This window comes from Nitrosomonas oligotropha (assembly GCF_900106555.1).
Classification (GTDB): domain Bacteria; phylum Pseudomonadota; class Gammaproteobacteria; order Burkholderiales; family Nitrosomonadaceae; genus Nitrosomonas; species Nitrosomonas oligotropha_A.
Window position 1 is genome coordinate 15,703 of sequence record NZ_FNOE01000011.1, and the last position, 13,729, is coordinate 29,431.

Consider the following 13,729-nt stretch of genomic DNA (forward strand, 5'->3'; position numbering starts at 1 on the left):
AACCAACCGGATTTTTCCCGCAAAATCCAACCAATACGTATCGTTTAAATCCGCTAAAATCAGCAGTTTTATGAGAAGCTCATCAGTAGAGCGATGACTGCCGGTAATTTTTCTCCTATTCTGATCAAACCCAGTGACGCCAGCGCATGGATGAGTTGTATCCGGCGTGTCTGGCTGGATAAACATCAACCCGTTGCAGCGGAGCTCGATGGATTTAATCGGCTGCTCAGCGATCTTGGTCTGGAACATGAGGCCGCTATGCTGGCCAAGCTGGGAGATCAGTATGCTGTCAGCAAAGCGGTTTCCCTTGAGCATACGCAAGACTTGATGCAACAAGGTGTGCCGGTGATCTATCAGGGCCGTTTGCTGGATGAGCAGCAGGGGCTGGTGGGTTATCCCGATTTCCTGATCTGGCATGAAAGCGGGCACTATCAGCCCGCGGATGCGAAGCTTTCCTTGAGTGAAAATAAAAAATCGATTCAGATTCAGCTGGGAATCTATCGCCGTTTACTGGCCAACGATTTACCGGCGATGGTTTTTTTGGGCAATGGCCGTGTTGCGCAATTGGGCGATGAAATCGAGCCATTGGTCGATGAATTTATTACCAGCATGAGAGCACTACTGGATTTGCCGCAACCGCCCGCAGTCCGCTATAGCCATAGTAAATGCCGTATTTGTCCGCACGAAGCGGTTTGTCGCCCGGAATTTGAAGCCAGAGAGGATATTTCGCTGTTGTACGGCGTGCACGGCAAAGCTGCGGATCATTTGGCGCAAGCTGGAATTGCAACAATCTCGCAGCTTGCCAGGGAGTCGGCCGAATCCCTGCCGGATGTGCCGCATCTCAAGGGCAGTAAACGCAAGCACCGCGCTATTTTGCAGGCCCGCTCGATGTTGAACGGTGAGGTATTTCAACTGGATAAAGCCGTTTTACCGCAAGGTACTTGGGTGCATTTCGATATCGAAGACAATCCATTAACTCCGAATCGCGAGCGTCATGTTTATCTGTGGGGATTCCTGGTGCCACCGTATGACCGGGAAAGCTTTGAATACGTCTGGACCAATGATGAGGCCAGCGATTATTCAGGCTGGCTGAGTTTCTTACAGAAAATGGATGAATATCGTGCGCAGTATCCGGCTCTAGTGCTGGCGCATTATTCCAACCACGAAAGGGCGACGATCGGTAAGTACGCCGAGCGTTACGGTATGGGAAATCATGCCACGGTGAAATGGTTGCTGGGCGCGGACAGCCCGCTGTTCGACATGCAAAATCCGGTGCTGGATTGTCTGGTGTTGCCACTGCAAGGCTATGGATTGAAGGATATCTGCAAGCATCCGGGGTTGGTGAATTTCCAATGGGAAAATGAAGAATCCGGATCGCAGTGGTCGGTGGTGCAATTCAACCGTTTTCGTGCGGAAACAAGCTTAACGGAAAAACAAAAACTGCAAGCCGCAATACTGGGTTATAACCGTGACGACGTGATCGCCACGCGCAGGCTGGAAGTCTGGCTCCGGGAGTTATTTTCCTGAAATACCGTTCAGTCATTTCTTCGGTTCTGATGAAATCCCTCGCTTAGGTTAAAATACGCTTTTTTCCGATCCGCGTTGTGTATTGCAAGGCGAATCTTTGCTGTTAGACCAGAAAGTCTATAAAAGGAATTGATATGAAATACCAGACCGATGATTTACGTATTGTCGGCGTGCATGAGTTGACTCCGCCGGTTGAACTGCATCGTGAATATCCGATGACGGAGAATGCGACGCAAACCGTTTATGCCGCGCGGCAAGCCACTCATCGCATTCTGCACGGCGAGGATGACCGCTTACTGGTTGTGGTCGGCCCTTGCTCCATTCACGATGTCGACGCCGCGCTGGAGTATGCCGCGCGTTTGAAGCATTTGCGCGAAACGCTGAAGCAGCAGTTGCATATCGTGATGCGCGTGTATTTCGAAAAACCGCGCACGACCATCGGTTGGAAAGGGCTAATCAACGATCCCGATCTGGATAACAGTTTTCATATCAACAAAGGTCTGCGGACGGCGCGCCGGTTACTGCTGGATTTGAATACCATCGGCATGCCGTCGGCTACCGAATACCTGGACCTGATTAGTCCGCAGTATTTGTCGGATTTGATCAGCTGGGCGGCCATTGGCGCACGCACGACCGAAAGCCAGGGGCATCGTGAGCTCGCTTCCGGCGTATCCTGTCCGATCGGTTTCAAAAACGGCACGTATGGCAATTTGAATATCGCGATTGACGCGATTGCGGCCGCTTCCCGTCCGCATCATTTTTTATCGGTCACCAAAGAAGGGCATACCGCGATTTTTGCCACTAAAGGCAATGAAGACTGCCACATCATCTTGCGCGGCGGGCGTAAACCGAATTACGATGCGGCGAGCGTCATTGCGGCGGTGGAAGAATTGAAAAAAGCCAAACTGCCGCCGCATTTGATGATCGATTTCAGCCACGCCAATAGCCACAAGGATTACCGCCGTCAAAATGATGTGGCGGCCGATGTGGCGGAACAGATTGCGGGCGGTAGCCATGCCATTTGCGGCGTGATGATCGAAAGCCATCTGGTGGAAGGTAACCAGAAAGCTGACGGTAAAAAACGCGAGGAATTGGTTTACGGGCAGAGCATTACGGATGGCTGCATCAATTTTGAAGCGACCGAGCACGTGCTGCAACAGCTGGCAAACGCGGTTGAAAAGCGCAGAAAGAAATAGCGAAGCTTTCTGATTTCCCTCTGCAAGGAGCTGTAAAGCGGAGGGTCGGCAGAATATCGAAGCGTGGAGGTGAGAATGCCTAAAATTCTGGTAACCGGCGCGACCGGTCAAATCGGCACGGAATTGACGCTGGCTTTGCGTGAGCGTTACGGCGTGGAAAGCGTTGTTGCCGCCGGATACCGCCGTGAACCTTCCAGCGGTTTGACGCAAGCCGGACCGCATTGCAGTCTTGATGTGCGCGATGCGGCCGCACTGGATGAAGTGATTGCCGGGCAGGGTATCACGGTGATTTATCATCTCGCCGCGATGCTTTCCGCGGTGGCCGAAGACCAACCGCTGCAAGCCTGGGATATCAATATGAACGGCCTGCTCAATGTGCTGGAAAGCGCACGCCAGTACCGTTGCCGGGTGTTTTTTCCCAGTTCCATTGCCGCATTCGGTCCCGGCACACCACCGTACAATACGCCGCAGGATACCGTGCAGCATCCTTCGACGATCTATGGTATTACCAAAGTGACGGGTGAATTGCTGTGCGATTACTACCATCGCCGCTACGGCGTCGATGCGCGCGGTTTACGCTATCCCGGACTGATTTCCAATCAAGTGCTGCCCGGCGGCGGTACGACCGATTATGCCGTGGATATTTTTTACGCTGCGGTCAAGCAGGGGCATTACGACTGCTTTCTGCGCGCCGATACGCAACTGGATATGATGTACATGCCCGATGCCATTGCAGCCGCAATGCTACTGATGGAAACCGATCCCGGTAAATTGACGCATCGCAACGGTTTTAACGTGACTGCGATGAGTTTTACTCCAGCACAGTTGGCAGCGGAAATACAAAAGCACCTGCCTGGTTTTACCATCGGCTATACGGTCGATCCGCTGCGGCAAGCGATCGCCGATTCCTGGCCACGGCATATGGATGACAGTGCCGCGCGGGCCGAATGGGTCTGGCAGCCGAGCTTTGATTTGCCCGGCATGGTGGCCGATATGCTGGCGCACATCAAGGCCAAATTATGTAACGGTTAATGGGAGATCTCTATGTCGCTATCGAAAGTGGAACCGCTATTCCTGGCAAAGTTAAACCAACTGCAACAGCAGGGAGTCCGCAAGGACGATGAGAAAATCATTACCGGCATTCTTGCTTCGGAAGACGGTTTTGGGCTGCGCTACCAGCTGCATGGTTATGGCGGACGCGCATTTTTGCGCATGAACTCGAATTCTTATTTGGGATTGGCGCAGCATCCCGCCGTGATCGAAGCGGAAGCGCGGGCGGTGGAACAGTATGGCGCCGGTCCTGGCGCGGTGCGTTTTATCAGTGGCACGTATGCGTCGCATGTCGAACTGGAGCGCAGGCTGGCGGCGTTTCATGGCCGTGAAGCGGCGATGTTGTTCAGCGCCGCCTATGCCACGATGGTTGGCGTGCTGCCGCAATTGATTTCTGGACAGACGCTGGTGGTCAGTGATGCCCTGAACCATAATTGCATCATCAACGCGATCCGTCTCGCGCAACCTGCCGGAAAAGCGATTTATGCACACGGTGATATGCATGACCTGGAAAAAATCCTAAGCACTAACCGTGACCGCTATCAACGGGTTTGTGTGGTCACTGACGGTGTTTTCAGCATGCGCGGCGATCATGCGCCGTTGGATGAATTCGATGCCTGTTGTGACAAGCACCAAAGCGATTATCCCGAAGGCATTGTCACGGTAGTGGATGACTCTCACGGCATCGGCGCTTTCGGCAGCACCGGGCGCGGTACTGAAGAAATTACGCGAGGACGGGCGGATGTGTTGGTCGCCACGCTCGGTAAAGCGTTCGGCGTCAATGGCGGTTACGTTGCTGCCAGCGCTACGGCCATCGCTTACTTGCGGGAAACCGCGCCGTCGTATATCTATTCCAATCCGATCACGCCCGCCGAAGCGGCCGCGGCACTGGCGGCATTAGATATTCTGGAAAGTGCGGAAGGCTTGGGCCTGCTGGATCGATTGCGCAGCTTAAGCACTAAACTCCGATCCGGATTGCAACAACTGGGCTTTGAAACTTTGCCCGGAGAGCACCCCATCGTGCCGGTATTTATCCGCGACACCGCCAAAACCGCCGCATTGGTTGCGCATTTATTCGATCACAACATTCTTGCCACCGGTTTGAATTATCCGGTCGTGCCGCAAGGTGACCAGGAAATCCGCTTGCAGGTTTCCGCCGGACATACTGAGCGGGATTTGGATTATTTGCTCAATGCGTTGGCGGATTTTCGTCAGTAGCGGCTGATTTAGGGGTTTTGGTTTCAGGCCGCTTGAGTGCGCGGACGGAAAAAGGAACAAACGCTTCAGCGATTTGGAAATAAAAACACGACAGAACTCGAACTGAATTATTTCACAGCATCTTCAGTTTGATTCTTGATTTCTTTAGCGATTTCTTCCATTTTTCCCTGAGCTTCTTCAGAAGCATCCTTCACCGCGCTCGTGATATCTTCGACGGCATCGTGCGCTTTTTCGTTAGGACGCCGGTCTAGCGCGTCGTTGACTTTGTCCATGACCTTTTCTGTGGTTTCCGTTGGTTTTTGTCCGCAGGCGGATAAAGTTGATAGCGCTATCGCAATCATAAAAAGGTGGCGTAATTTCATGTTTTTTCCCCGTATTGATTAGAACTGAGATTCTAACTCACCGGGCTGGTTTTTATTCAGCCAAGTGAGTTTTTCACGTTATTTCACGTTGAGATAATCCATGGGTTTAATCCTCTGGCGTACTGGGGCAATATCCAATCTGACTGGTCAGGTTATGCCACCGGATTAGATGCTTCCACGCTTGTTATTTGGCTTATCGTTCACGCCATCCCAGGCTGAAAAAGTAGTTTAAATCTTCCTTGAATATGGTCTTTCTCTACCTCCGGCACTAAAAAACTATGTGCGGTACCGTACATAGTTTTTTAGAAAAAACACTATAATGAAATTAAACTTTAATCGTAAATGCTGTTCATAAAATAGTGTAGCGTGTGTAAATATACGATCGCGACTGTTACAGATGGAGGTTTGATGCATATCAAAACGAAGTCGCATTCAAGGGATTAGCTACATCTACGACGCTGTCCGCCTAGCATTAATGCAAATAATCTTTGGTGAAATTCTTTACGGGTGAAGAGAAAAGTAAAGCTTTCTTTTTTCCTCTGAATTGTTTCATATCACCGAATTAATTTAACCGGAATACTGTTTCTTAAAAACGCCATGGCTATTGCGGTCATATCGTTTAGTTCTTACAGATTGGAGGTATTAATTATGACTGATATACACAACCCACAACAGAACAAACTGCTCAAAGCATTACCCATAGAAGATTACGAGCGCATCCTTGTGCACTTGGAACTCACCGAAATGTCCCCTGGTGAAATCCTTTTCCACTCAGGAGAGAAGCTAGAGTATGTTTATTTTCCAACGGATTGCTTCATGTCGCTACTCTACGACACAGAAGATGGAGCAACCACGGAAATCGCATCCATCGGTAATGATGGTGTGGTCGGCGTTGGTATTTTTATGACTGGCGCAGCAATGCCTTTTCGAGCAATGGTACAAAGTACCGGCTACGCCTATCGGATATCACAAAATTTGTTTATGGAAGAATTCAGACGCCAAGGTTCGCTCTATCATAAGCTGCTGAGTTATACGCAGGTTCTCATTACGCAAACAGCACAAATGGCTGTTTGCAATCGATTCCACAAGGTCGATCAGCAGCTCTGCCGTTTTCTGCTGTTAAGCTTCGATTGGCTTCCGACCAATGAATTGGCGATCACTCAGGAACTGATCTCCAACATGCTAGGTGTGCGCCGCGAGGGTATTACAGAAGCTGCCGGAAAATTGCAGCAAGAAGGACTGATCCATTGCAGGAGGGGCCACATTGCTGTATTGGATCGAGAAGGGCTGGAAGCGCGTTCTTGCGAATGTTACCAAGTCGTTAAGACGGAATTTGAGCGCTTGCTTGCTGCCTAGTTTATTCAGTCGCTGTTTGAATTCAAGAGTACTCAATACGTATTCAACAATGATATGGAGGTTTAATCCGATGGATAAGAAAACACTGAAGACTTTTAATGACATGAAACTGCATCCAATGATGCGCATGGCAGGTGCGCTGGTATGTTCCGCGATTTTTCTATCAGGCTGCGAAAGCATTCCGGCGCCGACTGAGCAGTTAGCGACTTCTAAAGCCGCTGTCGATAATGCACTCAGCGCTGGCGGCAATGAACTCGCACCATTACAGCTCAAGTCAGCAGTCGACAAGATGGAAGCTGCTGAGCGTGCCATGGGCGATAAAAATTATGTCCTTGCCCGTCAATTTGCCGAAGAAGCGCAAATTGACGCCAAATTAGCGGAAGCAATGGCCCGGACCAATAAAGCACAAAAAGCGGCGGAAGCGTTGCAAGAATCCAGTCGCGTGTTACGCCAAGAGATTGACCGCCAAATCCAATAATCTTTAAGGGGCCTATCATGCAAAATAATTGGTATTTTTCTATGCTTCTGGTTGTTCCTGCCATTATTTTTGGCTGTAGCTCAATGCCGCAAAATGAGTCGCTTACTGAGGCCCATAGCGATTACAACAAAGCACTGACAGATCCGCAGGTCACTGGTATGGCTGCGCTTGAATTAAATGAAGCGAGTAAATTTCTGGACAAAGCGGATACCGCTTTGAATAAAAGAGAAAGTGATGCCACAGTGAATCACTTGGCTTATATGGCCAGCCAGCAAGTTGCAATTGCGCAGGAAACTGCCAAAGCAAAAACGGCTGAAGCAGCGGTAAAGAATGCGAGTACAGCGCGTGACCGGATTCTGCTTGATGCCAGAACGGCTGAAGCTGAAGAAGCGAAAAGACAAGCCGAAGAGGCGAAAAGGCAAGCTGAAGAAGCCCAAAGACAGCTAGAAGAATTAAAAGCCAAGAAAACGGATCGCGGTTTGGTGATTACCTTGCAGGATGTATTATTCCGCACCAACATGGCGCAGCTCGAACTCAATGGTTTACGCACCGTGCATAAGTTGGCTGATTTTCTCAAACAATATCCTGAACGCAACGTATTGATCGAAGGACATACCGACAGCACGGGCAGTGATAGCTATAATCAGGCACTTTCCGAGCGTCGTGCCCATGCTGTACGGATGGCTTTACTGGAGAGCGGAATCAGCAGCAGTCGTATCGCTGCGCGAGGGTATGGTAAATCTTTTCCGGTAGCCAGCAATGATACAGCCGAGCATCGCCAGTTAAACCGGCGCGTAGAAATTATCTTATCCGATGAAAGTGGGGCCGTTTCTTCGCGCTGACAGCGCTTCTAAATTAAAGCGCGCATCGCACGAATCAATGCATAAAAAGTGCCGCAGCATCTGAGTCAGATTGATCTGCCTGAAATAAAACTCAAACCTGATTACCTTGTTATAAAGAAAATGTCATGAGTGAAATACTGGATGTTGCAATTATCGGAGCGGGAAGCGCCGGTCTTGCCGCGTTGCGCGAAGTCAGAAAACGCACGCAGCGCTTCGTGATCATTAACGACGGTCCGTGGGGCACTGTTTGCGCCCGGGTAGGTTGCATGCCGTCCAAGACTTTGATTGAAGCGGCGAATGCCTTTTATCGCCGCAATACTTTTGCGGAATTTGGCATTCAGGGCGCTGACGCTCTTGTCTGCGATATACCTTCCGTGTTGCGGCGCGTCAGGCGGCTGCGCGATAGTTTTGTCGCGAGCACCGTAAAAACCACCCAGGAATTGGACAAACGTGCTATTTCCGGACGAGCGCGATTGCTTGCGCCGGGCAGGCTGGAAGTCAATGGGCGGGAATTGCATGCACACAATATTATCATTGCCACCGGATCGAGTCCGGTTGTACCCAAACCTTGGAGCGCACTGGGAGAGCGGCTGCTGACCACGGATACTTTATTTGAACAGACAGCGTTACCCGCTCGAATGGCGGTATTGGGTCTGGGGCCGGTCGGTATTGAAATGGCACAAGCGCTTTCCCGGCTCGGCATTGAGGTAACCGGATTAGGCAGTAATCCGGCGATTGCCGGATTGACAGATCCGCAGGTCACTGAGGTAGCGATAGAGCTGCTGGGATACGAATTTCCGCTTCATTTGGGCAAGAAAGCTGAATTAACGGCTGACGGTGACGGATTGGAAGTGTGTGTAGGAACTGAAGTGATAGCGGTCGATCGCGTTCTTGCCGCACTCGGGCGGCGTCCCAATATCAGCAACCTGGGTCTGGAAACATTAGGCGTTTCGCTCGATGAGCATGGCATGCCGCCTATCAACCCGGATACCCTGCAAGTCGCCAGTCTGCGTATATTCATGGCGGGTGATGCCAATGATCAAGTGCCACTATTGCATGAAGCCGCGGATGATGGCTATATCGCTGGGTTTAATGCCACCCGTTCCGTGCCAGTTTGCTTTAAACGCCGTACGCCGCTGGCGATTGTGTTCGCTGATCCGAACATTGCAATGGCGGGTAATCGGTATCAAGACCTTGATCACGCGAAAACATTAATTGGCGAAGCGCGTTTTGACCGCCAGGGACGTGCACGTACCGGTCAATGCAACAAGGGTATTCTGCGTATTTACGCTGACATGGAAAGTGGCCGGCTGCTGGGCGCGGAGATGTGCGTACCAGCCGGGGAACACATGGCACATTTACTGGCATTGGCAATCGATCGTTCGCTGACCGTACAAGATTTATTGCGTATGCCTTTTTATCATCCGGTTCTGGAGGAAGGGTTACGCACAGCGTTGCGGACATTGGCGGCACAACTGCCTGCGGGTCATGAATCCGACCTGGCCGTATGCGGTGAGTTTAATATGGAAGCGCTGGATTGACCGGGGTACTTATAGACAGTGTTCTTGTGACATTATTTCAAACTAAGCGATCAACAAAAAACGGCGGTTTGTTACCCGCCGTTTTTTTCTATTAAGAGAGTTCACTTATCATGCAGCCTGTTTCAAATGAGCGACAGCCTGTTCTGCGGCTTTCCTCGCGGAATCAGCAGCGCCCAGATTACCTTCTTTAATCGCTTCATCCAGGCTTCTAATACCGGCATCCAGATGCGGACTAGTAGCTGTTGCTTGAGTTTTCTCAGCTTTTGCGGCATTCGCATGGGTTTTAGCCTCTTCCGCATGCTGGGAAATAGCCTTTCCCTCTGTCGCCTTAGCTGCAACCTCAGCACGCTGAATTGCTTCGTTTAAATGATTTCCTGCGGCGAATGCGCTAAGCGAGAAGAAAAATATAATTAAGAAGCTTGTATATAAAGTGATCGTTTTCATGTGCATTTTTTAACTCCAGTAAAAATTATTGAAAAGTACTCAGATATGCTGCGGTTTATCGAATTGCGTTTTTGATATCTTCCTTGGCGTCACCTAAGCCAGCCTGCGCTTTGCCTAAGTTTTTTTCGATACTTCCTTTTATTTCCATTTCCTTGTCGTCCAGTATCTTACCGGCGACTTCCTTGGCTTTACCTTTGGTTTCTTCCAAACGGCCTTTTATCTGATCTTTATTCATCATAGTCTCCTATCGTTTATTGAAGTGATGATCGGACATGAATATGTCTCATCACTTGTTGGTAAGAATATAAGCAAAAACAGGATAGATCTGTACGGTAGCCAACTTAAACCGAGAAAAACTATGTTTTGTAAGTAGCAGAAGTGAAATGTAATTCCGGTTTGTGCATGTCAATAGTGATCAGAAACCTGATGGCTCAAGCTGCTCGATATCGTTCAGCTCATGACGGATACGGGAAGATGTTTCGTAAACTACCCGGCGTACGCGATTAATTCCTCCCAATGGTTGGTGCTCAGGCAGCGCATGCCAGGGTGTAAAAGTCAGATCCTCGCAAAACTTTTGTTGTTCTGGAGTATTGAATGGCTGTGATGGGATTGTGATTTTCGCCACCGTAATAAAGGGTGAATCTTTTTCGCTCCAATCAACGGTAGGGTCTTCGATGGGCATTTCTACAGCATTTGTGCGCAGTTGCACCATGAAATCAAAGCATGCGGCGCCACTGTCGAGATGTTTTTGCATATTTTCGCGCAGAAAGTTAGGGGATGCGGTATCGGTGAACGTTGCATGCGTAGATTTATCGCAAGGACGGGCGGTGAATTTCATAGCGCTATCGCCGAATTGATAGGGTGTCGCGCTCCAATATTGTGTGTCCAATGGATTGAGAACCTTCTTATTACGGATGGCAACGACAGTCGCCAGCTCGTGTAGACGGAAATTCAGCGGATTGGGGCCGGGGAAAAAGAACTTGATGGGACTGTCCTGCGACAGCGCTTGCTGAAACTCGACATAGTCTGCCGCATTTTTCACAAAAAATACCGGATGATTCACCATCACGAAATCCTGCGTGCCGGACTGGCTACGTTCAACGCCCATGAGTTTGATGGCCATGCCACGGCCATCGCCGGTCGAATCATCTTGTACTTTCCCGGAACCATTGGAGTAACGGATCCAAGCGGGATATTCGCGCGCTTCCGCAAAAATTCCGGTACTCATGTTATCCGGTAATTGCAGAACACGAAATTGCGCTTTTACACAACCATGCGCTTTGAAATGGGCATCTCTGTGTGCGGAACCGTTCTTGGCTCCGGTCCGGATATTTTCCTCGACCATCTGCGCGATGCGTTGGATCGCGACAGTCTCGGTTGCGGGTATTTCCTCTTTACCGGAGACATGGCTCGGGAAGAAAACCATTAGGACCAACCCAAAAAGAATTTTTCTGTTCAACATTTCATGGCCTCCCGGTAAATTAGAAAAGCCATTTTTACGCAATATCCGCATAAAAATGGCTATTTTGATGTGGTTTTCTATGCTATTTGAGATGCATGCTATTTCTTACAGATTTGACTCCAGCGACACCTTTGGCGACTTCGATTGCTTTGTTGATACTGGCGGAGGAACTGACGAATCCACTTAATTGAACTACGCCTTTGAAAGTTTCAACATTGATTTCAGCAGACTTCAACGTCGGTTCATTCAGTATGGCCGCTTTTACTTTCGTGGTAATGACCGTGTCATCCAAGTACTCTCCCGTTCCTTCCTGCTTCTGAATCGACCCGCACCCCATGACAGTCAACAGTACTAAGATCAAGAAAGATGCGGAGAATAATTTAACGAAATGCTTCATGGTTGAATCTCCTGTCAATTGTCTACTTCGGTACTGATGCGCAGATGTGGAAAAATCACGGATTCTTCCACACAAATGATCAGCCGAGACAAGTTAATCAAAGATCTTACACGGCTATTTAGTCATCGCCTGCTAGGATGGTTATGACACTGCTACGTTAAGAAACGAGAGCCACTCTTGTCTCAACCTGGAACACTTTAGCCGCAAATTCAATCGCAATCTGTTCGGTAGCATACATAGAGGCAGAGTAATCAATGCTGAGGCAATCCAATAATCGATTCAGCCACCGGAGTCAGAAAGTCTGCTGTGTAGAGAGGCAATAGCCAATGTACGATATCGCACAGACCGTTCCCTATCCATTCTCTAGAATCTGAATGTGCCAAGGTTGGCAATAAGGTGTTGCACGCAATCTGTAATCTTATTCCCCTCGGATTTCTGACACATGTATCAATGTAAATCTCACCGTATTGATTCATATAACAACTCAAGGAGAACTTATGAAAACTGCAAACAAACACGAGCAAAATATCTCAGCAGAAAAAATCCTGGCAGTGATTGGTTTATTCATTGTTCTTGGTTTGACCGGCTGCCAGCAAGAAGGGGCAGCAGAAAAAGCAGGGAAAAAGCTGGATCATTCAATTGAAAGCACCGGAAAAAAGATTGAACAGATGACAGAGCAAGCAGGTAAGGAAATTAGCGATGCAAAGAAGGAAGCGGGAAAATCGATCAGTGAAACAACTGAAGCAAGCGGGCAATACATTGATGATTCAGTGATTACTGCAAGTGTGAAGGCGGCAATTCTAAATGATCCTTTGCTGAAAGTGTCTCAGATTAAAGTCACAACGGTTAATGGTGTCGTGCAACTGAGCGGCGCGCTTGATTCCCAAGAAAGTATCGACAAAGCAGGAGAAGTCGCTAAGAATCAAAAGAATGTGAAATCGGTACAGAATGATCTGATTCTCATCGCAACTTCATCCAGTGAAGAATAATGATTTCTTGCGATTTGTCACCGCATCCGGGGCCCTAGTGCTTAATGCGCTTGTGGCCATGCCGCACTCCTGGCGATGATTACATTGCCGGTTATGCAGCCAGCAATATGCTAAAGCATAAATTGATGCTGAATGTTCCATCACTTACCGCACAGAATGGCGTCATTATTTTTCTGGAGGGTGCCCTGAATATTCCTGATCGATCCAATGTCATGCAAATGCTGGCGGAAATTCCCGGAGTGAGCGCTGTCAAGATAGCCGAAACCGCTGCCAGACCAATGACTCAAGCGCCTGTAGCGGACGTTCCTGCGCAACCTGCCAAACAACCCGCAGAGCGCTGGTGGCGGTAGTCGATGCGCGTTCAACTTTACTACCGGCAGGTCTTTTGCCGAGTGGTCATTTATTCAATCCACTATTGGCAGATCCGCGCTGGGCAGATTTCTCGGCTGCTTACCGTCATTTCATGAATTATAATTTTGATGGAAGAAGCATTGCTGCGGTGAGCTTCGGTGAAACGATACCGGTTTATCGCGTAATGTGGGACGGCTAGTCGCGAAATGGAAAGTAGGGCTACAGCGCATTGTTTTTAGAGACTTTAATGTGAATGCGCCATCGTCGGATCTGGTTAATTCGTATTTCATCGGATCGATTTATGCCAGCATGCGAGCACAGCAATTTTCAGCGTTTGCCCGTATTTACCATCAAAGCTCGCATCTGGGCGATGAATTTCTACTGCGCAAAGCGGGATTCGCATTTAACCGCGTCAATCTCAGTTATGAAGGAATAGACTTGAGGTTATAGTACGAGATTGCGTTTATCGCGGTAAGTCTGTTTGAATAGCTGCGTCAATAGCTTGGGTTCTAGCGA

The 13,729-nt window shown here is 49.2% G+C and carries 14 protein-coding genes and 1 pseudogene; 10 read left to right on the top strand and 5 right to left on the bottom strand.

Annotated elements, in window-relative coordinates; translation table 11 throughout:
* The first annotated feature begins 93 nt into the window (after positions 1 to 93).
* The 4 genes from BLU57_RS07680 to BLU57_RS07695 all read left to right on the top strand — a co-directional run bounded on the left by BLU57_RS07680 (position 94) and on the right by BLU57_RS07695 (position 4,991).
* Positions 94 to 1,527 (top strand): TM0106 family RecB-like putative nuclease, encoded by a 1,434-nt coding sequence (locus tag BLU57_RS07680; protein ID WP_090318726.1) that lies wholly within the window; start codon positions 94 to 96, stop codon positions 1,525 to 1,527.
* A gap of 134 nt (positions 1,528 to 1,661) precedes the next feature.
* Positions 1,662 to 2,723, top strand: a complete 1,062-nt coding sequence (gene aroG / locus BLU57_RS07685) for a 3-deoxy-7-phosphoheptulonate synthase AroG (protein ID WP_090318728.1) — start codon at positions 1,662 to 1,664, stop codon at positions 2,721 to 2,723.
* Positions 2,724 to 2,798: 75 nt separating this feature from the next.
* Complete coding sequence (locus BLU57_RS07690; RefSeq protein ID WP_090318731.1) at positions 2,799 to 3,755, top strand: NAD-dependent epimerase/dehydratase family protein; 957 nt, start codon at positions 2,799 to 2,801, stop codon at positions 3,753 to 3,755.
* A gap of 12 nt (positions 3,756 to 3,767) precedes the next feature.
* Complete coding sequence (locus BLU57_RS07695) at positions 3,768 to 4,991, top strand: aminotransferase class I/II-fold pyridoxal phosphate-dependent enzyme (protein WP_090318734.1); 1,224 nt, start codon at positions 3,768 to 3,770, stop codon at positions 4,989 to 4,991.
* Positions 4,992 to 5,098: 107 nt separating this feature from the next.
* Here the strand turns inward: BLU57_RS07695 and BLU57_RS07700 are convergent, their stop codons facing one another.
* A complete protein-coding gene (locus BLU57_RS07700; RefSeq protein ID WP_090318737.1) occupies positions 5,099 to 5,353 on the bottom strand; it encodes a hypothetical protein in 255 nt (84 codons plus the stop codon).
* A 648-nt stretch (positions 5,354 to 6,001) separates the two neighbouring features.
* On the opposite strand from BLU57_RS07700, the gene BLU57_RS07705 reads away from it, so the two are divergent.
* The 4 genes from BLU57_RS07705 to BLU57_RS07720 all read left to right on the top strand — a co-directional run bounded on the left by BLU57_RS07705 (position 6,002) and on the right by BLU57_RS07720 (position 9,570).
* On the top strand, positions 6,002 to 6,709 hold the full coding sequence (locus tag BLU57_RS07705) for a Crp/Fnr family transcriptional regulator (RefSeq protein ID WP_090318740.1): 708 nt from the start codon (positions 6,002 to 6,004) through the stop codon (positions 6,707 to 6,709).
* A 70-nt stretch (positions 6,710 to 6,779) separates the two neighbouring features.
* Complete coding sequence (locus BLU57_RS07710) at positions 6,780 to 7,187, top strand: DUF4398 domain-containing protein (RefSeq protein WP_090318741.1); 408 nt, start codon at positions 6,780 to 6,782, stop codon at positions 7,185 to 7,187.
* A gap of 17 nt (positions 7,188 to 7,204) precedes the next feature.
* Entirely contained in the window at positions 7,205 to 8,029 is an 825-nt protein-coding gene (locus BLU57_RS07715; protein WP_090318745.1) for an OmpA family protein, read from the top strand.
* 125 nt (positions 8,030 to 8,154) lie between these two features.
* Positions 8,155 to 9,570: a dihydrolipoyl dehydrogenase gene (locus BLU57_RS07720; RefSeq protein WP_090318748.1), complete on the top strand. Its 1,416-nt coding sequence runs from the start codon at positions 8,155 to 8,157 to the stop codon at positions 9,568 to 9,570.
* A gap of 108 nt (positions 9,571 to 9,678) precedes the next feature.
* Here BLU57_RS07720 and smbP read toward each other — a convergent pair whose 3' ends face one another.
* The 4 genes from smbP to BLU57_RS07740 all read right to left on the bottom strand — a co-directional run bounded on the left by smbP (position 9,679) and on the right by BLU57_RS07740 (position 11,873).
* Positions 9,679 to 10,014: a small metal-binding protein SmbP gene (smbP, locus tag BLU57_RS07725; RefSeq protein ID WP_256206209.1), complete on the bottom strand. Its 336-nt coding sequence runs from the start codon at positions 10,012 to 10,014 to the stop codon at positions 9,679 to 9,681.
* Between the two features lie 55 nt (positions 10,015 to 10,069).
* Positions 10,070 to 10,252, bottom strand: coding sequence for a CsbD family protein (locus BLU57_RS07730; RefSeq protein WP_256206210.1), 183 nt, complete (start codon positions 10,250 to 10,252; stop codon positions 10,070 to 10,072).
* A gap of 177 nt (positions 10,253 to 10,429) precedes the next feature.
* Entirely contained in the window at positions 10,430 to 11,476 is a 1,047-nt protein-coding gene (locus BLU57_RS07735; protein WP_218131647.1) for a catalase family protein, read from the bottom strand.
* Between the two features lie 82 nt (positions 11,477 to 11,558).
* A complete protein-coding gene (locus BLU57_RS07740) occupies positions 11,559 to 11,873 on the bottom strand; it encodes a BON domain-containing protein (protein ID WP_090318759.1) in 315 nt (104 codons plus the stop codon).
* 497 nt (positions 11,874 to 12,370) lie between these two features.
* On the opposite strand from BLU57_RS07740, the gene BLU57_RS07745 reads away from it, so the two are divergent.
* Both BLU57_RS07745 and BLU57_RS16530 read left to right on the top strand, forming a co-directional pair.
* A complete protein-coding gene (locus BLU57_RS07745; protein WP_090318762.1) occupies positions 12,371 to 12,862 on the top strand; it encodes a BON domain-containing protein in 492 nt (163 codons plus the stop codon).
* Positions 12,863 to 12,987: 125 nt separating this feature from the next.
* Positions 12,988 to 13,663: pseudogene (locus BLU57_RS16530) on the top strand (DUF1207 domain-containing protein).
* The last annotated feature ends 66 nt before the right edge of the window (positions 13,664 to 13,729 follow it).

What these genes read in the sequence shown, in the direction of transcription:
- BLU57_RS07680 (WP_090318726.1), top strand. Translation starts at nt 94, where the DNA reads ATGACTGCCGGTAATTTTTCTCCTATTCTGATCAAACCCAGTGACGCC.
- aroG (WP_090318728.1), top strand. Translation starts at nt 1,662, where the DNA reads ATGAAATACCAGACCGATGATTTACGTATTGTCGGCGTGCATGAGTTG.
- BLU57_RS07690 (WP_090318731.1), top strand. Translation starts at nt 2,799, where the DNA reads ATGCCTAAAATTCTGGTAACCGGCGCGACCGGTCAAATCGGCACGGAA.
- BLU57_RS07695 (WP_090318734.1), top strand. Translation starts at nt 3,768, where the DNA reads ATGTCGCTATCGAAAGTGGAACCGCTATTCCTGGCAAAGTTAAACCAA.
- BLU57_RS07700 (WP_090318737.1), bottom strand. Translation starts at nt 5,353, where the DNA reads ATGAAATTACGCCACCTTTTTATGATTGCGATAGCGCTATCAACTTTA.
- BLU57_RS07705 (WP_090318740.1), top strand. Translation starts at nt 6,002, where the DNA reads ATGACTGATATACACAACCCACAACAGAACAAACTGCTCAAAGCATTA.
- BLU57_RS07710 (WP_090318741.1), top strand. Translation starts at nt 6,780, where the DNA reads ATGGATAAGAAAACACTGAAGACTTTTAATGACATGAAACTGCATCCA.
- BLU57_RS07715 (WP_090318745.1), top strand. Translation starts at nt 7,205, where the DNA reads ATGCAAAATAATTGGTATTTTTCTATGCTTCTGGTTGTTCCTGCCATT.
- BLU57_RS07720 (WP_090318748.1), top strand. Translation starts at nt 8,155, where the DNA reads ATGAGTGAAATACTGGATGTTGCAATTATCGGAGCGGGAAGCGCCGGT.
- smbP (WP_256206209.1), bottom strand. Translation starts at nt 10,014, where the DNA reads ATGAAAACGATCACTTTATATACAAGCTTCTTAATTATATTTTTCTTC.
- BLU57_RS07730 (WP_256206210.1), bottom strand. Translation starts at nt 10,252, where the DNA reads ATGATGAATAAAGATCAGATAAAAGGCCGTTTGGAAGAAACCAAAGGT.
- BLU57_RS07735 (WP_218131647.1), bottom strand. Translation starts at nt 11,476, where the DNA reads ATGTTGAACAGAAAAATTCTTTTTGGGTTGGTCCTAATGGTTTTCTTC.
- BLU57_RS07740 (WP_090318759.1), bottom strand. Translation starts at nt 11,873, where the DNA reads ATGAAGCATTTCGTTAAATTATTCTCCGCATCTTTCTTGATCTTAGTA.
- BLU57_RS07745 (WP_090318762.1), top strand. Translation starts at nt 12,371, where the DNA reads ATGAAAACTGCAAACAAACACGAGCAAAATATCTCAGCAGAAAAAATC.